Raw genomic sequence first — 18458 nt, forward strand, 5'->3', positions numbered from 1 at the left:
TACCAGTAACAAGGGTTGATCTCGATGATGAACAGGAAGCTCGCGCAAGGACGGCACGTCGAATGGTTGCGGGCGTCAGCACACTTCAATGAGTCAGATCTTGGTGAGCGCACCGACCTGCAGCCGAAGCGCTCCGGGAAGCTCATTCACCGACTCCTCCAGGATATGGCGGAAGGCCGCGACATCAGCGATGCGTCGCCGTGGCCAATACCGGGCACCTAGCTCCCGTTTTCCCGTCTCAACGCAGGAGGAAGAGTTGGCTAATCCCGGACCCGCGGTCCACGCCACCGAGCCCGGCAAGCTGCTGGTGGAACTGCCGCAGCCTGAATGTGGGGGGCTCAGCGTAGCAGCGTTCGTGGACGCCCTGCAGTCCTTTGAACTGCTGGGAATTACACGATTCCGACGACTGAAAGACGGCGTCATTGTCGACTACGACGCTCGGGCGCTGGAATTGGACGACCTTCGGCCCATACTTATGGCTGCCCTTTCCAAGCTTAGTTACGCAATGGGGGACTATTCCCCTTCCTCCCTCGTTCTGCCCGTGACATTCGGAGGATCCGCCGGTCCGGATCTGTCCATGGCTTGCGTGCTGTTGAACACTCCGGAGCGGACCCTGGTTCGGAGGGTATGCCGGACAAAGCACACCGTCAGGATGTTCGCCGCGCCGGGTGCCTCCGCCCTGATCGAGGTTCCTTGGGCCGCGGACTGGCACCAAAACGCACACGTCGGCAAAGCCGGCAGGGTGGCCCCGCAGGGTTCTCTCACGCTTTCGCCGCTCGGGGTGACCGTGACAAGCTGCACCGGCTACACGGATGAACTTGTGGTGGGCAGGGTCAGTGAAGCCTTGTTGTCAAGACTCCCGGAGATCGGGTTGGGCGACTCGGTGTGGTTGCGTTCGGGGGAGTGGCCGACTACCTAACGACCGTTAGTTACACTGATGGTAATCGACCAATGCTGTGAGGAGGAAATGAATCAGTCGCCGCGCGCCCAAGCAAACGCTGCCGTTGAGGAGTTCCTGTCCAGTCGAGATTGGTCGGCGCAAACCCCTGCCCGGCAGCGGATCCTTGCGGCCTTCCTCCGCTTGGCTACTGCCAAAGGCTTCAGTTCGGTGACCATGCGGACGTTGAGCCACGAACTGGACCTTAAAGCGCCCAGTCTCTACTCGAGCTTCCCGCGTGGAAAAGATGAGATTGTTGCTGAGTCGCTTAGTTGGTTTACCCACAGATTCGCCCACGACCTGCTTGCTGCAACTGAAGCAGCCACGACACCGGAGGAGTACTGGGCCGCGCTCGTCCGTTTCCATCTTGCCCAACAGTTGCAGCGCCCGGAGGCGGATCTCTGGCGCCTCCTGATTGCAACGGACAGGGTGGCCAGATTCCTCAGTGATGACTTACGGGAGGAAGCGGCGTCCTGGCTGAGGCTGCATGAGGGCATGTATGCCGCTGCGGCCGAAGAGATGGGATTCCGGCTCACCAGGCAGAGTGCCCATCTGATCTTTACGCTCCTCGACGGCGCGGGACGCTGGGCTGCCTGGAGCGGCGGTGACGCGGAACTTGAAATCCTCCTGGACCACGCGGTGGCATTGAGCCGCTCCATTCTGGAAGTTGGAAGCGGGAACCACGCCCTGGCTTGATCGGTAGGCCAGCGTGTCGTGCTCTACGCAGGAGCGCTGATTTGGCGTGCCCGGAATCCGAAAGCGGCACTGAAACTCCGGAACTAAAACATTTCCGAACGTCGCGGCCAACCTAGCGTTGGCAGCATCCTGTTCTCGGTCGTGGCTTGGGCTGCGCCGTTGCTCGTTGTGTGCGGCCTCATGCCGCGGGACTGGGCAGGGAGGTTGGGCTCGGCGGGGCTTTCCTGGCGATGTCAGGGCCGGACCAAGTGCCCTGGACTACTTATGATGCCGCCGTTGAAAAGATCGTTCAATGCGCGCTTATCAGAAGGAGCCGCCCCTGGCATTGGGCTCATCGACACTACGGGACATGCGGAGCAGATCCGCGGCCTGCACGACTTGGTGGCCGGAACCGGGTTTGGCTGGTGGAGCCTTCGCATGCTCTGTGCTGGGGTTGTGAAATCCTTCCTTGTGATCAGGGGACGAGGAATGACACCAGGCTCATTTAGGGACTGCCGATGCTCTAAATGACGACTAAGACCGCAACGTTCCCCCAGTGTGCCGCCGCTGGCTGCTGGAACAATCTTCTTGCTCACATCTACCGGCAGGTCTTCCCCTGTGGGGGCCCACCCTCTTCGAGTGGGCACACGCCCACGGTGAGCAGGTACGCCTCCAGGAGCTTCCGTGCGCCGCCGTACTGAGCCAGGGCGGGGTCGGATTCTGCCCGCCATACCGCGAAGACCCGGGCTTCCTGGAAAATCCCACCCGAGACGAACGCAGCCGTTCCTTCTTTGAACGGCACCAACAGGGCAGGGTGGCAGTCCCATTTCTCAATGCAGAGCGGGACGGCTCGATCCTTAATACCTGTGCACGGCGTCAGATCGGCCTGCTCGCAATATTCTTCGGCCCAGGCAGCCACAAGGTCATCCGATTGCTCAACCGGTGCGAGTCTCTTTGTGTCGGGATCGGTGGTTACGAATTCAAACCCTGCGGCCGCCGTCGTGTTCGAAGGGATGGTACCTGTGGCGTGGGCTGGTGAGCTGTTTTCATCAGTGGAGTGGGCGCGTTCGAATGTAATCGAGTCGAAGACGGCGCGGGCCTCTGCCTCCAGTACCGGATCCACCGGGTTGAACTCGCCTACCGTGAACACAGCATGCTCGCCACTCAAATCGACTACTCGGTAGGTTTCGCGCTCGATGGCGGCCGAGTACCAGCGTGTGCATTCGTACGACGATTCTGAGTGGACGCAAATTTTGTCGTCGTCACAGTCGGCGATGTTGACATTGCCCTCGACGGAGAGGCCGAACTCGAGGCCGGAATAATCGCCCACAGCGACCTCTACAGGAGGAGTGCTCACTGTTGAAGTCTGCGCCGTCAACGCATCGACGAACGCCTCCGCCGACGAATCGATTTCGACGAGCTTGCCCCTCCACAAGCATGCGTCCGACGGCACGTAGAGGGGGTTCAAAAAGGTCAGCAATACTCCCTTGGCAAAGGAGTGTTCCTTGCCCAGGGACCAGCCCTCGTAAGCCTCCCAGCCAGCCGGGACGGTGATCTTGAACGGCACCGTGAAACCGGTCGAGAGATAGGTCCCGCTCTCAAGGGCGCCGTTCTCCGGGAGGGGCGCGATGCTGGTGGTCCCTGCGGTTGATGGGGGAGGTATCTGTGCGGGGGTGCACGCCGAGAGGCCGAAACATGCCAGCAGGGCGACGGTTATACCTATGTGCCACGAGCGCGTCGCAATGGAGCGCTGGTCCAATGTCCACATGTCAGTTCCTATGTTTCTGATTCGTGCAGGCTGAGCTGCTTGCTTATCAGTAAACGGCGGGCCGATATCAGCAGGATACCGGGGCCCAGAAGGCTGTATCAGACCGATATCAGCCGCCTTGACGGATGTGGGGTCGGGGCGGATGGTGGCCTCATGGAGGTAAGCGTTCTTGGAGTGCTGACGCTCGATGAGGGTCGCATTCCGTTGGCACCGCGCGATCGTGTGGTGTTGGGTGCGCTCACGGTCCGCTTGGGTGCATCACTGTCGGTCGAATCCCTCGCTGAGGCGCTCTGGGGAGCTGATTTGCCGGCCTCGTGGTCGAAGGTCATTCCAGGTTGCATCATGCGGTTGCGGCGGCTCATCGCGCCTGCAGAGATCGAAACAACCCCGTTCGGGTACCGACTGACCGCGGAGCACATCGAGGTCGATGCCGACCAGTTCGAGCGGCTTGTCAGTCGGGGTACCCAACAGCTGAAGCTTGGTGAACCGGAACGCGCCGCACACTCCTTCTCGGAGGCGCTTGCTCTGTGGCGTGGTGAGGCGTACGTCGAGGTTATCGATTGGGGACCGGCTCAGATCGCGTCCGGCCGTCTGGAGGAGATTCGCCTCGGGGCCGAGGAGCTGCTCCTCGATGCAAGGCTGCAAGCCGGCGAGGTTCAGGAGGTCGCTGCCTTGGCACGCGCCCGCGTCGCCGAAGCCCCGCTGCGCGAGCGACGCTGGGTCATACTGGGTGTGGCGCAGTACCGCCAAGGCCGGCAAGCAGATGCGATGGCCACCGTGCGCAGGGCGCGGGGTCTCCTCGCTTCCGATCTTGGTCTGGATCCGTGCACAGAGCTCGCGGAACTGGAGCAGGCGATCCTGAGGCAGGATCCCTCCCTATTATCCGACCAGATATTCCGGGCCGGGAGCTCCGAGTGTCCGTACTTCGGCCTGCCTCCCGCGGGCGTAGCCGACGCCGAGTGGTATTTCGGTCGCGAGCAGGAGCTGACCGGAGCATTGCGGGCGCTGGAGCAACACGGCGTACTCCTCATCGCGGGTGCATCAGGCGTTGGCAAGTCCTCATTCGTTAGGGCCGGGATAGGCGCGCAGTTCACCGCACGTGGCACGCAGGTCGTGATAGTAACGCCGGGCGAGCGACCTATCGATGCCCTTCGCGGTGCAGTTCGAAGCCACGGGGATTCGCTACTCATCGTCGACCAATGCGAGCAGGCGTTCGCCGCGCAGGACCCCGCCGAGATCAGGAACTTCTTCGACGCTCTGTCGCGAGAGGTGATCCGCGGGAAGCTCGTCGTCACTATCCGCGCCGACCGTCTGGGAGAGCTGGCTGAGTACAAAGGCTTTACCGAGATCATCCAATCCCATATGCTCATGCTCACCCCGCTCGGCCCGGACGGACTCCGTGCCGTGATCGAGAAGCCTGCCGAGCAGGCTGGACTCATTCTGGAACCGGGCCTCGTCGAGATCCTGGTCCGCGACGTCGATGGGCGAACCCTTCCACTGTTGTCCCATGCCCTGCGCCAAGTATGGTCGCGTCGTGAGGGCCGCGTCATGACCGTAGATGGCTATCGGGCATCCGGTGAGATCGAGGGTGCTGTAGCGAAGACCGCGGAAGAGGTCTTTGCCGAACTCTCAGGAGAGGGCAAGCGGTTCCTGCGCGACATCCTTCTCCGTCTCGTCGAAGCATCTGCAGAAGGTGTGGTGGTTTCCCGTCGGATCGGGCGCACGCGGATCGCAATCGACGCCGCCCACGCCAAGATCGTCGATCGACTGGTCGATGCACGCCTGCTCACGACTGATAAGGAAACGGTTCAGCTATCCCACGAAGCGGTTGCCCGGGAATGGCCACGGTTGAAGGAGTGGCTGGCCGAAGATGTCGAGGGTCAACGGATCATGCGGCATCTTGGTTCCGCCGCCACCGCCTGGGACGCGATGGGACGCCCAAATAGCGAGCTTTACCGCGGCAGCCGGCAAACGGCCGCCCAGCAATGGCGCGATGCAGTCAATCCCGCCCTCACAGTGGTTGAGCGCGAATTCCTAGATGCCTGCGCTGCGGCTGAAACCGCAGGGCTCGCGGCCACCGAGAGACAGCTGAGTAAGGAACGCAGTATGGTGCGCCGACTGTCCTGGGTGTCGGCCGGTGCAGCGGGACTCGCGGTCGTTGCTGTCACGGCGAGTCTTGTGGCAGGGTTGCAGGCAAATCTCGCAGGCGAGCGTGCAACGGTCGCAGACGCTCGGCGCGTTGCAGCGACCGCGTTGGAGGATCCGGACTTCGATCGGGCGCTCTTGCTTGCCGTCGAGGCCATCCAGATCTGGGACAGCTCCGAAACACGAACCAACCTCGTGCGGGTTTTCTCACGCGCACCCCGCGTCACGAGCATCACCCGCATCCAGGAAGACGGAGTGACGCCGGCGAGCATGTCGCTCGCAGAGAGCGGAACCCGCGCATCGGTGATCGACAGTGACGACGATCTAAGGCTGCTCGATCTCGCCAGCCGATCGCAGCTCGGCGAATACTCACCCATCGGAGGGAAGGTGGCAACAACCGCCGTCGACCCGGTCTCGGGCGCCGTCGCGTTCAGCGCGACTTTGGGTCTCTGCGACGCACTGCCCTGTGACCGCGGACGAACGGGAACGCTCGATCTCGCCAATGGGGGCCGCTCGGGCATGAAGACCTACCGAGGCTTGGCTGAGACGGCGGCAGACGTTGAATACTCGGCCGACGGATCCCTCTTTGCGGCACTGGCGGCGACACTTTGGTTCGAACCGTCCGGGAGCGTCGCCCTCTGGCGGGGCGGCGCGAGCGACCCGATGCTTCTGGACTTGAACGTGAACGGTGCTGATCCCGGCGGAGCATCCAGGGCGGGTGGGCAGTTCGGTGCGGTGAAGTTCGCGCCGGACGGTTCGCGGCTGTATGCGAGCCGGTCCGGACCGACCGTAGTGTTCGAGACATCATCGGGCAACGAGATCGATCGGATAGCCGGCAACGGGCTTCTTGCCGTCAGCCCGGATGGCCGCCGAATCGCAGTTCGGGATGGCCTGCTCGCGGTCCGGATCGTCGACTCTTCCGGAATCGCTGAATCTAAGACCATCCCTTTGTCGGTGTCTCCATCTCTGGCAGACTTTAGCCCTGACGGCCATCAGCTCGCTGTCGCCTCTGGCACCCGCGTCGTGGTCGTGAACACCGAGACCGGCGACATCGCGGAGACTCTGAGCAACCACGATGGCGCGGTCACCGCCGTCGAGTTCCGGCCGACCGGTGAGCTGGTGACGGCTGGAGCAGACGGCGCTATCGTTACATGGAACCTCGGCGACTGGTCGGCCAGCTTTCGCACCGGCCCGGTCGCTGGAGGGGTTCAGGTCGTAGAGGGGAACGATGAGCGCACCCTCGTGCTCGAACGGTCCGACGGGAGCACTCAGGTGGTCGTCGCCGAACCGGCGGCGTGGGAGGACCGTGCGTGCCGGATCGCAGGACGCGTGCTGACGGAGCAGGAGTGGGGGGAACTGTTGGGTGCCCGGCCGTACTCCCCGGCATGCCGCGATTAGCTGCCGGGTCATTTGCATTTCCGGTTCCGGCAGACTCAGGACGCCGCCCTTGCGAACAGGGGACTGAAGTCCGCAGGGCCAGCCTTGGAGTGGCCGGGGCGGCGGAAGGTCGAGATCCTGGCTGGTCGAGCCCACAGCAATAACCGGCGTCGACGTCGGACTTAAGTCCCTGTTTCGTAGGGCGGCCCCGGCGTAGGTTCAAAGTGGAGTCCTGAAAACCCGGGGCCCGCACCCAAGGGGGCATCATGACCAGAGGCAGGCTTTCGGCGTTCAGCGTTGTGGGGGTCTGTGCCCTCTTCGCGCTCTCAGGCTGTTTCGGCCCTCCCGCCTCGGCGCCCACGAGCAGCTCCTCCACGCCAAGTGCATCGGAAACCCCTTCCGCCGCCCCGATCGCGACGGCGAGCCCATCCGCGCCGACCAGCCCGTCGATAGAACCGACCCCTACAGCGCCCGCCCCGCCGTCGCCCGCCCCCGGGAGCCCGACGGAGGAGACTACATCCGTCGGGCTCCCGGAGCAGGTGGCCCCGCTGACGGTCTACTACGTCGCGATCGGCGACAACGGCATTTCCGGGCCGATGATCGGCTGCGGCGACAGTCTCGTCGCCACGACCACGGCCCCGGTCCACTTCACGGACCAGGTCGGCCCCAGCATCAAGACCTTGCTCGCGAACAAGAGCCGCTCCGTCGGCATGTCCGGGCTCGTAAACGTCCTATATCAATCGAACATCACCTACCTCGGGGGTGAGCTGGACGGCAGCACAATCACGATCTACCTCTCCGGGCAGTTCATGCTGTCAGGCGTGTGCGATATCCCGCGTGCGAAGGCCCAGCTGGAGTTCACCGCCATGGCTGCGTCCGGGGCCGCGAGCGCCCAAGTTTTCGTCAACGGACGCCCGATCGACGAGGTGCTCAGCCTCAGGTAGTGCAGTCAGGGAAACTGGCGAAGACGAAGAGCAAGCATTTTGCTTGGTCAGGACCGGCCTGGCCCTTCCTGAATTTTTTGTTTGGCGGGGCAGCCGACCGGGACGAACGGAAGGCATACACCACCGCTGCGTGAGAAATCTCCACACTTCCACGTTCAGGAAGCTGGGGGCAACGGAAAAGCGATCGCAATGCGGTCACGCAGGTAGCGCCCTCGGACCGGTACGAACGTGCCGAACAAGGCCGCGAAGGAGCGCCAATAGCCTCCGAGCACCTCGGGTGATCGACCCTGCACCGTTACGCAGCCAAATCTTTACACTGCGCAGGGCCGGAGTAACGATTGGTGGATGACCCCACATACAGAAACCCTTACCGTGGCCTTGGAAGACGTAGGAGACACCTCATGGTGGGCCAGGATCCTGACAATCCTTGGATCCCAGTACGGGAGCACCCAACAGCGTTTTGTGGGCCAGGTCGACGGGAAGACCCGCTACAAGAGCTCTACCTTCCCCGTGGCGCGGTCGGTCGGCCCGATCTCCCCTCAAGAGCAATGGGCTCCGGGGATGAGGGCTGCTTTGAAAGAACTGCAGCGGGATCTGGCCAGGGACGGCTGGAGGGAGACCTCTCGCGGGAGGGATCCGTGGTCACTGAAATATGAGCGCGTGACATCCAGTCTTTCGTGACCGGACCGTTGCCCTCCCCCGGGGACGTCCACGTACGTCGTCGACAATATTACCGCTCTCAGGACTCCCGAATTGATGCGGCGATATCGTGGCTGCTGCAGGACCAGCTTCCCGACGGTGGCTGGCCTCACAGACGCTGTGGAAACAGTACGTTCATCCCGGGGCGCGGACGGCAAGTGGAAGCGCTACCTATCCCGGCAGGCAGTGGTTCATACTCGAACCACCCGGGGCGAGCCGCATTACCACCCTGCGATGCCTCCGCATCCTGAGCTGCTGGGACAACAACCCTGGCTCAGCAGAATGACGGCGCCTGTTCGACGGAGGTGCTTTTGCCGAACCTTAGGGACCTAGTTCCGCTGCAATCTGGTCGGCCCAGGCGTCGATGACGGGCCAGTCACGAAAATCGCCGGCGGGCAGGGTTTCTTTCGCGGCGGGCATGAGTCGCAGGAGCCTCTCGCCGATTCCCACTGGCGGCGCGTTCGGGTCCCACGCGCCGAAGAAGACGCGCTCATCGCGTGGGTGGAGTAGCGCCTGCAGCTCGTCGAACTCCTTCGGCCTGCTGGCCACCACCACGTCCTGGCCGTCCTTATCCACCAGATCGTTGCCAAGAGGGCCGCTGCTGAAGAGCCAAACGGGGCGGCGGTTCAGATCCTTCTGATGCCGCTTCGCAAAGGTAGTGGCATCCTTTAGCCAATGGAACATGTAGGCGGCACCGCCGATGATGACGGCGTCGTACGGGCCGACGTCGTTAACTTCGTTTACGGAGCGGGCTTCGGCCGGTACGCCAGCCGCTTGGAGACGGGTTGCAATGCGCCCGGCTATCTCGGCGGTTGCACCGTGTCTGGTGGCGAAGGCGACGAGGACATTCATTGGTGAACCTTCTCTCTTGAAGCGGCTGGGCTTGCCTACGCGTCCCTACGCTCGTAGTCACGCGGGACCACCACCATGGGAACGGGCAATGCCCGCAGCACCTTGTTGGCGGTGCTGCCGATGAACAGCTTGTTCCGTTCCGCAAGGCGCGATGAACCCACCATCAGGATTTCATTGTCATCCCATTCGAGGTCGTCGATAGCTTCCTCAATGGTGCGGCCGTGGGCTACCTCGACGCTGACTTTGTGGCCCGCGGGCAACCCGTGAGCGGCCTCTGTCAACACTGTGTTCGCGTGAATATGGGCCGCGTTGACCGCTTCACCGCTGTCCCCTTCGGCGTCCAACTCCACCAGGGAGACCAGTCGCAGCGGTATGCCTCGGCGTATCGACCAATCAATAGCTGCGTCAATAGCGGCGCCGGCTCCCTTACGCTGGCCCACAGCCAAGGTCAGTCGGGAGATCGGCTCCGTCCGGTGATAGCCCGAGGGTGCCAGCGCCACAGGAACCGGCGAGGCGTGCAGGAGTGCGTTGGCCACGCTGCCTACAGAGTGGCGTTTGAAAGGCCCATTGCTGGCGGCGCCCACGACGATAAGTCCTGCCTTGCGTTCCACGGCGGCATCGATCAGGCCTTCAGCGAAGGAATCGGCACGGCGCACGTGGAATTCAACACTCACCTCCTCAGGAACAAGGCCCAGGGCCATCCGCTGCATGGCCTGCAGGTGGTCTTCTTCAGCATTGCCGACGCTGAAGTCGCGATGAGTGACTGCGTGCCTGATCCCAAGGTCAATCACGTAAACCAAGTCAAGATGAGCTCCCTGCGCGCGTGCCATTGCTGAGCCGAGGGCAACGGCATCCGCACCGCGGGCGTTGGGCGTATATCCAACTACATATCGCATGGATGAAACCCTTCCAAGGATCCGGCAAAAGCCGGCATCGCGCCGGGGGCTGCTCCGACGTCGTCGGCCTTCTGCAAGGCTGTGGTGATACTGACGACTGTAGACCAGGCGGGCACGATATGGGGGTGAGCTTCGGCCCCTAAACTGCGGCCCCAGAAAGTTCTCCTTCGAGGCGCTCCACGCGCTGGACTACCCTTGCCACGTTTACGCCGCCGCCACCCGGATCAACCCGGCTTGTGCTGCACCGCAGCTTATGACCGCTGAAAACCTGCTCGGTCGAAGTACTGACGACCAGAGCCGGATTCACAGTAAGAGTAGGAATCGCCTTCCTGTTCCTTGATGCGATGAGACTTTGGTGGGTTACATCGAAGGCTGCCATGGTTTTCCCCTTATTGGATGATGCCGCCGGTTTCCAGAGGAATCACTTCTATGTATGTGCTCGGACCGCTATCCGGGCCGATAACCAGCAGTACGTGCTTGGCGGCGATTCCGGACAACGCCTGGGTTACCCGCTCGATCAGAGTCCCCGTTCCAGGGATGTCGCCTTCCGCGTACTCTGTATGCTGGCGGCCGCCGACCCGTTTCCACAGGACGACCTTGGCGCCGGTTGCCTCGGTGATGGCTTTGGACAACTGTTCCGCGTTGGAGCCGGTCACCAGCGTGACTCGGCCGATGGTCGCTCCCTGGGCGGGGGACACTGCTGCCAACAGGATCCGCTCGCGCCGCCAAAGGGAAAAATGATAGGCGGCAACGACGCCCGCGGCTACCAAGACGCCGACCGAGGCACGAACTCGGTCCACCAGGCTCCCTCCCGTCACGTCACCCAGGACATATTCGAAAAGTCGGTAACCAATCACCAGGAGGGCTATAAGTGCCACAACGGCGCTGATGCCGAAGAACACTATGAGGTAGACGCGCCTGCCTGGAGGAAAGGCGTCCCCGGTTTTCGGTGGCCTCGTCGGCTTCCACGACTGCCACCAGGCGAGGCCTCCCACGATGAGAGAACTGATGCCGCCCAACAGCAGGGTTCGTGTTCCGCCCCCGGCAAGGGCTGAAACCGCCAGGGCAAGCGTTGCATTGACGACAACGCCGACGCCTGAGGCAGCAGCGGCCAATGCCACTCCCGATGTCACGAGTATGCTTGCACGCCTGGTCGCGACAGGGCGATGAGCCCCGCTGACGCGGTAATAGCGCCACACCAAGGCGCCGATGGCGAAAGCGGCGATAGCCGAAGCCAAGGGAGCCAGCAGTTCGTTCATCGGGTCACGTGCGTCGAACCCCAGCCTAAGGAGTACGAACAGGGCGAGACCGGCGCCGCCGAGGGCCGTGACGCCCGCCGCGAAGATCCCGACGCCGATTAGCGCGACATCGACCAGACCGGCCTGCAGATTGCGTGCGTCACCCTTGAACCAATGCCACCACCACACGATGCTTCCGCCAATGGCCCAAATCAGGGCCCGGACTATCGGCTCCCACCAACGTTCCGCAGCGGGCGTCAGACTGGTGAAGCCGCGAAGGGCGATATCGAACAAGCCGGCGAGAGCAGTGATGGCGGCACCGGCGCCGAGGAGCAGCCCAAAGACCCATCCGATGACGGCCGGTACGTCGCCAAGACTTACTGGCCGCTTGACGGGGTGCTGCCACATCCACCGATGCCAGACCCAGATCCCGGCCCACACAAGACCGTTGGCTAGCGGGGATGACCAGTTCGAATCCCGCCCGCCGATGACGGACGCCGCCGCTGCCAGAAGCGCTGTGGTGGAGAGGATGAGCGAAGCAGCGTACATGCCGGCCAGGTAGAGGCCCCACCCGACAGCAGTGCGCTCCGCTTCGTCGTCGAGCCTCTTCCAGACGAGCCACCAGAGGAGCCCGGCAAGCGGAGCGCCGACCAGGGTGAAGGCAAGGGCCCGTGCAAGGGCAGCGACATCGCCGGACGCGAGCACTGCATCGGTGGTGAAAAGGCGCTCCAACAGGCCGGTGAGACCTATTGCTGCGATAACCACCAAGGCAAACAACAGCACGTAGAGAATCAATCGGCGCAGGGTGGCTTGTACCGATGCCACAGGCGAAGCCGTTGCGGCAGTAGGGGAGCTCATCGCTTCACCGGGGAGGGGATGCAGGATAGGAGCTGCGAGGGGGCCTGGTCCACAAGCCATCTGCCATCGACCCTCACCAGCGAGAATCGGTCCTCCATCTCATAGTCGGAGGGCCCGAAGAGTCCATTCGGGGAAGAGTAGACGATCGAGACATTCACAGTCGCCGAATCGGTCCGCTCGTTCGTCGAAATCAAGACAACCCTTGAGGGCGGCGGCCCGCCCTTGAAGCCGCTGCAGAAGGAACGCGCCGATTCCGTGAGGTAAGAATCGGCGGTGCTGGTGTCGCCCTCAATGACGGCAATGCTGTAACGCTGTACCACACCGGCCGGGGTTCCCTCGTCCAGCCCTTCGGGCTCCCCACGGGAGAAAATAACAGCCAATGCAACGATCACCAACAACGCGACTGCGGATACGATGACGATGAGGATCCTATCTGGCTTTCCCGCCGCAGCGTTCATGCCGCCAGTATGGCTCATTCGCCTTGGTTAGACGATGTCTTTTAGCCCTCTATCTGGGTTGGAGTCGACGACAAGCTAAGAAGATCCTGGCCGGGCTATTTGGGACGAGAGCTTGAGGAAGGGATCACGCGCAAGAGGCTGAGTGGCATGCTCCTGGCGATCGCTGTGCTCTTTTATCAGCGCCCCGGCGGCGTCTGCTGTCCCACCTGTGGACATCGTCGTGGAGGACCGTGCAGGGGTGCTCGACAGCCGCAGCCTGGTTCCCGACATCGAGGCTGGAACCGTCAACCAACAATAATCAGGAACGAACCTGTGCTGGGAATTTGTCTTTCCCTTGCCGCCAAGCCACGCACCGTGAGTGTTACATCTCCTCGTGCGGGGTTACTGTCCCCGCGGTGTCACCACCATCGATAACAAACTCGGATCCGGTGGCGAACGAAGATTCGTTGGAGGACAGGTACAGGACGAGGTCCGCGACTTCTCCGGGATGGCCTATGCGGCCGAGTGCCACGTGGCTCATGTCTATTGACACGTCGGCCGTCATCGGGGTCGAGATGACTCCGGGATGGACGGAGTTGACCCTGATGCCATGGGGTCCCAGGTCCAGGGCAGCGCTCTTGGTGAGTCCGCGCACGCCGAACTTCGAGGCCGTGTATCCGGGGATCTGCTCGTAGCCGCGGATACCGGCAATCGAGGATATATTGATGATCGACCCGCCTTTGGACTGTTTCAGGGCCGGAATTGCCGCCTTGATCCCAAGGAAGGTGCCGGTCAGGTTGACGGCAATGACTGTGTTCCACTGTTCCAAGGTGTAATCCTCGATGGAGGCAAAGTTGACGATCCCGGCATTGTTGACCAAGATATTCAGGCCTCCGAACGCCTCGACGGCGCTGCCCACCGCAGCCTCCCAGTCCTGCGGGATGGTCACGTCAAGGTGAACGTAGAGCGCGCCAGATCCGATGCGCTCCGCGGTTTCTTTTCCTTCGTCGTCCAGGACGTCACCTATGACGACCCTTGCCCCTTCGCCATGAAGCCTGGCTGCAATAGCAGCTCCAATCCCGCGTGCACCCCCGCTGACCAACGCTACTTTGTCTATAACTCGTTCCATGTGGTGATCCTTCCGTAGTATCGACTCCCGCGGGTAGAGTCCAAGGTCCCAGGGAGGCCAGCCCGATGCCTAGGGCCCCACCCCGGATGCATGCCCCTTGGCGTGCCGGGGGGAATGGGGGACCAAAGCCAATGATGCTGTAGTTCATCCCTTGCAATAGTGAAAATAGGGCTTCGTGGCTTACGGCAGGGCTAATCTATTTCGACGATCCCTGGCTGTTCGTTTGACTCCATATAGCGGTAGGCGCCAACCACTTGCTCGAAAGCAAAGACGCGGTCGACTCTGGGCCTCAGGGCGCCGGAGCTAATCCCCTCGAGGACGAATTCGACACCTCGCCGCCGCTCATCGGCCCGTCCGACGTGGTTGAACATTGAGTGCGGGTGGAAAACAGATTGAGTCCTGCACATTGCGGCCACGTCTCGATAGGCCGAGGAACACGCAACGATACTCTTTCGGCGACTTGGGGAGCACTATGGGACGACTAGTGCACTCTATACGCATGGAAGATATTGACTACTAGGCAGATACTCATCGTTGGTAGACGCCAGACAGGAACTGAACAATGAGAGTGGGACTGCGGCTGCAGGGAACCAGCTGCCGGGCCGTTGTAGTGGACGGGCGGACCGTAGTTTCCGCCGCTCGGGAGGTGAAGGCGGGCAGCTTGTCGGAAGCATTGGAGTCGTCCTTGTCCGGGCTCCGTCGGGAGTTCGGGTCAGGCATCACGGAAATCACTGCCGACGTCGGACGGGTCTTGGTGGAGCGGAAACCGGCCGACGTCGTCGCCATCCGTATATCGCCCCGTCCCCCCGCGGACGACTTCCACATGACCGTCCTTCCAGCCCTTGTTGAGCCGGCAGTGATCCGGACCGTGCACGTCCGCGGGGGTCACGACCTGCGGGGACGGCCTCTGGCCCGGTTGGACCTGGAGGCGTTCCTGGCCGATCTCCCGGGCATCCTTGCCAGCGACGTGCGGAACGTGGCGATCACTGCCGTCGGTTCGACGGCGTCAAAGGACCATGAAACGCGCATAGCCGATGCCATCCTAAGCAACGACAGAGATATGCGGATCAGTATTTCCAGTGACTTCCATTCCAGCGTTTTCCGGGACCGCGACTACACCGCCATCCTTAACAGCGCCCTGATGGAGACGGGGGAAGAGCTGGCCGCCATGCTTGAGGAGGCAGGCCGGCGCCAGTTCCCGGCCGCCCTCTTGTCGTTTGCTAAGAACGACGGCGGCCGCGCACCTCTGTCACGGCTGGCCTTGGCGCCTGTACACGGTTTGCGCGCTGAGCCCGCGATGGGAATCCTTGGCGCGGCAACGTTGGCGGGAATCCCCGACGGGGAAGTCATTCTCTGCACGGAGGCCGGGGTCACCGTGGGCCACACCCGGGGAGGCCTCCCTGTCGCCAGAAGCCTCATTCGCCAAGGATTTGACGCAAGCCTCGCCAGCAACGCCGCCATTCTGGAGCCGTACACCGTCCACCATCCGGTTCGCACCGACATCCCCTCCGTGATTGCCGATCTCCGCGAGTGGCAGGAGAGTGCGCTGCCCTTCGGGCTGGTGCCCACTCTGCCGGCGGTGCAGGACGCCGCACTGGTAGGATCTGCCGTGGCCCCGCTGACGGCGTGGATCGACAGGCTCGAGACCGTCGGCGGACGGGTTGACCTGAAACGCGTGCAGAACCTCGCCGAAGAGGACGCCCACTCAGCGGCGGTCCAGTTGGGCGCCAGCCCCGGGCAGACCCACATCATTGAATCGAACGTCTTTGCGATGCCCTACGGCAACCCCGGAATCGTTCGAATCCGGGTCCAGGCAGCAGGAGAAACGTCCGCTGACGAGGAACGCGTGCTGACCGCAGCCGCGCGGGGAACCAACCCATGAGCACCGTACTCACCACCGAGGACGTCCGGAACCTCAGAACAGGTGCCCACTTCCTGGCTTGCACCATCGACCCGACGGCCATTTACATCTATGCAGAGATGATCCAGCGGGCGATGGAGGACCGGTCATTGGAACTCATCAGCGTCGACGAGCTTGCTCCCGACGATCTGGTGGTGGCGGTCGGAATGGTCACGCAGGGCCTTTTCATCGCCGACATGCCTCCCGTGGGCGATGAGTTCCTCGGCTGCATCAGTGCCATCGAGGCCAGCCTCGGCCGGAGGGTGAGGGCGATCTATTCGCTCGCCGCCGCCAACATCAACGGAATCGTCCCCCTCATGGTTGGGCTGCAGTCCTCGCTGCCCGTCATCGATTCCGACCCCATGGGCCGCGTTTTCCCCTTGATCAGTCAAACAACTCTGAACATTGGAAACGTGGCGATCGGCCCTATCGCGCTCATGGGGGTCACCGGGGAACGGGCGGTGGTTGAGGTCGAAAGCCCGCAGCGGGCCGAGACGCTGGTGCGTGCACTGGTGACCGAACTCGGCGGTTGGGCAGCCACCGCCATGTATCCGTGTTCCGCACAACAGCTGAGCGAGCATGGCGTTCATGGCTCCATCAGCCGGATGATCCGGATTGGGCAAATCCTTGGCGGGGACACCTCGGTTGAGAGAAAGCTGTTGTTGCTGACAGATCTCCTCGGCACCACTCGCATCGCCCGGGCCCGCGTGAGCCACATCGAAAGCCTCTCCCGGCCCACCGACCTCGGCCTGCCGGCGCAGCCGTCCAGCGTAACGCTCGAAGACGAAACCACCGGACGCATCGTCCGTCTTGAAATCCAGAATGAGATCCTGCTGGTCCTCGTGGATGGTGCGGTAACAGCAGCCGTTCCGGACATGGTGACGCTGCTCAATTCCGAGCAGGGCACGGTGGTCAACCTCGACGACGTCCAGGTGGGCGACGTCATCGACATCTTGAAGATCACGGCAGCCGCGCAGTGGTATTCGGAGGCGGGCCTTGATCTCACCGAGCCCAAGGCTTTCGGCATTCCGATCGTGCACCCAAGGCGGCGACATGCGTAGATCCAAAAATGAAACCCGGCTCGATGTCGCCGGGCTATTGGCGCACGGTTCCCTCCGTGGCACCACGCCGCTGTATCTCACGCCATCCAGCGGGTTGATAGAAAGTGTTGTTCTCGTCTCCCAGCTTGAGGCGATCCGGCAGGTGCGGCCCAATACCGTGGTGGTCCTCTCCTCAGAGATGGGATCAGGGGGTTGGCTGGTGTCCGCGGCGCTGCGCCATGCGTGGGAGCGGCGGGCCAGCGCCGTCGTCGTGGCCGGCAGCGCCTATGCAAGCGCGGCGGTCGGACTGGCGGAGCGGTTGGGCATCACGCTGCTGGCCACTGACGCGGAACCTGCAGCGCTTGCCCTGGCACTGGCGGCCGAGATCGGCGCGGCCCTGTCGGTGGTCGATGCGGAACTGGCCAGGGTCGCCCGGACTGTCGCAAAGGACACCACACTCGGTGATGTTCTCAAGACCATTTCCAGGGAACTGGACGGGGTCGGAGTTTCGCTGGAGTACGACGGCGTGGTTCTGGCCTCCGCCGGAATGCCTCCACGGGAGACTGACGAAGTCATCACCGTGGAAGTCGGCGGGGCCAATAGCGCCGTCCGCTGCACCTTCACGGCCCGCGTGCCGGCTTCCGGCGTCCACAACCTGCGGCTGGTGCGCTCAATCCTTGAGGTGGCCACCCCCGCGGTGAAGGCCGCCTGGCTGTTGGAGGAACTGCTTAGCACTGCCCGGGCCGTTCCCACGGCGGCGATCGCCGGGTTGGATCAGGACCTTGCCGCGTCGGGCGCGGAGTTCGCGGAAAAGCACCGACATCTTCTGACCCAGTTGGGCTGGCGCGAAGGGGAGCCGTACATGGCCGTGTGGTTCCGCAGCGGGCAGGTGCAAGACCATAGGCCCGAGCTGACGGCCGTGTTGCGCCTGCTCTGGCGCAAGGTCGCAGTACGCAGCCCCCTGGCTGAGGTTCAAGGCGGTTGGCTGGCGCTCGTACCGGCCGGGGACCAGGACGCCTCGGCCCAACTTGAAACCCGAATCAGGACACGTCTGGGGCCAGCTCTTGTCGAGCTAGGCCTGGTGGCTGGATTGTCCAGGTGGCAGGAGGATGCCCCGGCGGTGGCGTTGATCGTGCGTGAGGCGCGGCTGGCTGCTGAATCTGCCCGGTCAATGGGGTCCGGCACGGTTCTAGGCTTCGCCGGCCTCGGGGTGGTCGCGGCCACGACCTTCGTCGACATGGACGCCGTCGCGCTCGTGGCAGAACTATCACTGCCGCGACTGGTGACGTCCCCTGACCGCGACGTGATCATTACTGCAGTGGCCGCCTTCCTCGATCACCGCGGCTCAGTCAGCCTCGCTGCGAAATCCCTCAACCTGCACCGGAACACCCTGCAGGCCCGGCTTAACCGGGCACGGGAACTCGGTGTCCCGCTTGATATCCCCTCTGAGATGCTGTCCGTCCACCTCATCGTCAAAGTGCTGCGGCATTCCATGCCAGACAAAACGACTTCCGAAGACCCCGTCGGCGCATCTTCATCCGTCAGCAGTCCGTAACGGTGCGG

The 18458-nt window shown here is 62.9% G+C and carries 16 protein-coding genes; 9 read left to right on the forward strand and 7 right to left on the reverse strand.

From position 1 onward, the window contains the following. Positions 1-24 precede the first annotated feature (24 nt). The 3 genes from ACZ5G6_RS11445 to ACZ5G6_RS11455 are packed head-to-tail and all read left to right on the forward strand — an operon-like array spanning position 25 to position 1633. On the forward strand, positions 25-222 hold the full coding sequence (locus ACZ5G6_RS11445; RefSeq protein WP_223932546.1) for a hypothetical protein: 198 nt from the start codon (positions 25-27) through the stop codon (positions 220-222). Between the two features lie 34 nt (positions 223-256). Then, positions 257-919, forward strand: a complete 663-nt coding sequence (locus tag ACZ5G6_RS11450) for a carboxyltransferase domain-containing protein (RefSeq protein WP_498691649.1) — start codon at positions 257-259, stop codon at positions 917-919. A 48-nt stretch (positions 920-967) separates the two neighbouring features. Continuing rightward, the gene (locus ACZ5G6_RS11455) at positions 968-1633 is read left to right on the forward strand and encodes a TetR/AcrR family transcriptional regulator (protein WP_498691651.1); all 666 of its coding nucleotides are present in this window, start codon (positions 968-970) and stop codon (positions 1631-1633) included. A gap of 577 nt (positions 1634-2210) precedes the next feature. On the opposite strand, the gene ACZ5G6_RS11460 is transcribed toward ACZ5G6_RS11455, so the two are convergent. Further along, positions 2211-3380, reverse strand: a complete 1170-nt coding sequence (locus ACZ5G6_RS11460; RefSeq protein ID WP_498691652.1) for a hypothetical protein — start codon at positions 3378-3380, stop codon at positions 2211-2213. Positions 3381-3533: 153 nt separating this feature from the next. On the opposite strand from ACZ5G6_RS11460, the gene ACZ5G6_RS11465 reads away from it, so the two are divergent. The 3 genes from ACZ5G6_RS11465 (at position 3534) to ACZ5G6_RS11475 (ending at position 8527) form a co-directional block, all read left to right on the forward strand. After that, positions 3534-6923 carry an nSTAND1 domain-containing NTPase gene (locus ACZ5G6_RS11465; RefSeq protein ID WP_498691654.1) on the forward strand — a complete coding sequence of 1130 codons (3390 nt, stop codon included), beginning with the start codon at positions 3534-3536 and terminating at the stop codon, positions 6921-6923. A 245-nt stretch (positions 6924-7168) separates the two neighbouring features. After that, on the forward strand, positions 7169-7846 hold the full coding sequence (locus ACZ5G6_RS11470; RefSeq protein WP_498691656.1) for a hypothetical protein: 678 nt from the start codon (positions 7169-7171) through the stop codon (positions 7844-7846). Positions 7847-8191: 345 nt separating this feature from the next. Then, positions 8192-8527, forward strand: a complete 336-nt coding sequence (locus ACZ5G6_RS11475; protein WP_498691658.1) for a hypothetical protein — start codon at positions 8192-8194, stop codon at positions 8525-8527. A 339-nt stretch (positions 8528-8866) separates the two neighbouring features. On the opposite strand, the gene ACZ5G6_RS11480 is transcribed toward ACZ5G6_RS11475, so the two are convergent. From ACZ5G6_RS11480 to ACZ5G6_RS11505, 6 genes are all read right to left on the reverse strand, one after another. Then, the gene (locus ACZ5G6_RS11480; RefSeq protein ID WP_498691660.1) at positions 8867-9397 is read right to left on the reverse strand and encodes a flavodoxin domain-containing protein; all 531 of its coding nucleotides are present in this window, start codon (positions 9395-9397) and stop codon (positions 8867-8869) included. Positions 9398-9432: 35 nt separating this feature from the next. Continuing rightward, a complete protein-coding gene (locus ACZ5G6_RS11485) occupies positions 9433-10293 on the reverse strand; it encodes a universal stress protein (RefSeq protein WP_498691662.1) in 861 nt (286 codons plus the stop codon). 389 nt (positions 10294-10682) lie between these two features. Next, positions 10683-12389 (reverse strand): DUF5671 domain-containing protein, encoded by a 1707-nt coding sequence (locus ACZ5G6_RS11490; protein WP_498691663.1) that lies wholly within the window; start codon positions 12387-12389, stop codon positions 10683-10685. After that, positions 12386-12865: an LpqB family beta-propeller domain-containing protein gene (locus tag ACZ5G6_RS11495; RefSeq protein ID WP_498691665.1), complete on the reverse strand. Its 480-nt coding sequence runs from the start codon at positions 12863-12865 to the stop codon at positions 12386-12388. The genes ACZ5G6_RS11490 and ACZ5G6_RS11495 overlap by 4 nt, the downstream gene beginning before the upstream one ends. Positions 12866-13208: 343 nt before the next feature. Next, positions 13209-13955 carry a glucose 1-dehydrogenase gene (locus ACZ5G6_RS11500; protein WP_498691667.1) on the reverse strand — a complete coding sequence of 249 codons (747 nt, stop codon included), beginning with the start codon at positions 13953-13955 and terminating at the stop codon, positions 13209-13211. 191 nt (positions 13956-14146) lie between these two features. Beyond that, positions 14147-14326 (reverse strand): zinc-binding dehydrogenase, encoded by a 180-nt coding sequence (locus ACZ5G6_RS11505; protein WP_498691668.1) that lies wholly within the window; start codon positions 14324-14326, stop codon positions 14147-14149. 290 nt (positions 14327-14616) lie between these two features. Here ACZ5G6_RS11505 and ACZ5G6_RS11510 point away from each other — a divergent pair, with 290 nt between their 5' ends. The 3 genes from ACZ5G6_RS11510 to ACZ5G6_RS11520 are packed head-to-tail and all read left to right on the forward strand — an operon-like array spanning position 14617 to position 18450. Next, on the forward strand, positions 14617-15837 hold the full coding sequence (locus ACZ5G6_RS11510) for a hydantoinase/oxoprolinase N-terminal domain-containing protein (RefSeq protein WP_498691670.1): 1221 nt from the start codon (positions 14617-14619) through the stop codon (positions 15835-15837). After that, positions 15834-16916, forward strand: coding sequence for a DUF917 domain-containing protein (locus tag ACZ5G6_RS11515; protein WP_498691671.1), 1083 nt, complete (start codon positions 15834-15836; stop codon positions 16914-16916). Before ACZ5G6_RS11510 ends, ACZ5G6_RS11515 begins: the two co-directional genes overlap by 4 nt. Next, positions 16909-18450, forward strand: coding sequence for a helix-turn-helix domain-containing protein (locus ACZ5G6_RS11520; protein ID WP_498691673.1), 1542 nt, complete (start codon positions 16909-16911; stop codon positions 18448-18450). Before ACZ5G6_RS11515 ends, ACZ5G6_RS11520 begins: the two co-directional genes overlap by 8 nt. Positions 18451-18458: the final 8 nt, after the last annotated feature.

It is taken from the genome of Arthrobacter sp. TmtSoilC51, assembly GCF_055388015.1.

Coding starts and splice junctions, on each gene's coding strand:
- ACZ5G6_RS11445 (WP_223932546.1), top strand. CDS start 25: ATGATGAACAGGAAGCTCGCGCAAGGACGGCACGTCGAATGGTTGCGG.
- ACZ5G6_RS11455 (WP_498691651.1), top strand. CDS start 968: ATGAATCAGTCGCCGCGCGCCCAAGCAAACGCTGCCGTTGAGGAGTTC.
- ACZ5G6_RS11460 (WP_498691652.1), bottom strand. CDS start 3,380: ATGTGGACATTGGACCAGCGCTCCATTGCGACGCGCTCGTGGCACATA.
- ACZ5G6_RS11465 (WP_498691654.1), top strand. CDS start 3,534: ATGGAGGTAAGCGTTCTTGGAGTGCTGACGCTCGATGAGGGTCGCATT.
- ACZ5G6_RS11470 (WP_498691656.1), top strand. CDS start 7,169: ATGACCAGAGGCAGGCTTTCGGCGTTCAGCGTTGTGGGGGTCTGTGCC.
- ACZ5G6_RS11475 (WP_498691658.1), top strand. CDS start 8,192: ATGACCCCACATACAGAAACCCTTACCGTGGCCTTGGAAGACGTAGGA.
- ACZ5G6_RS11480 (WP_498691660.1), bottom strand. CDS start 9,397: ATGAATGTCCTCGTCGCCTTCGCCACCAGACACGGTGCAACCGCCGAG.
- ACZ5G6_RS11485 (WP_498691662.1), bottom strand. CDS start 10,293: ATGCGATATGTAGTTGGATATACGCCCAACGCCCGCGGTGCGGATGCC.
- ACZ5G6_RS11490 (WP_498691663.1), bottom strand. CDS start 12,389: ATGAGCTCCCCTACTGCCGCAACGGCTTCGCCTGTGGCATCGGTACAA.
- ACZ5G6_RS11495 (WP_498691665.1), bottom strand. CDS start 12,865: ATGAGCCATACTGGCGGCATGAACGCTGCGGCGGGAAAGCCAGATAGG.
- ACZ5G6_RS11500 (WP_498691667.1), bottom strand. CDS start 13,955: ATGGAACGAGTTATAGACAAAGTAGCGTTGGTCAGCGGGGGTGCACGC.
- ACZ5G6_RS11505 (WP_498691668.1), bottom strand. CDS start 14,326: ATGTTCAACCACGTCGGACGGGCCGATGAGCGGCGGCGAGGTGTCGAA.
- ACZ5G6_RS11515 (WP_498691671.1), top strand. CDS start 15,834: ATGAGCACCGTACTCACCACCGAGGACGTCCGGAACCTCAGAACAGGT.
- ACZ5G6_RS11520 (WP_498691673.1), top strand. CDS start 16,909: ATGCGTAGATCCAAAAATGAAACCCGGCTCGATGTCGCCGGGCTATTG.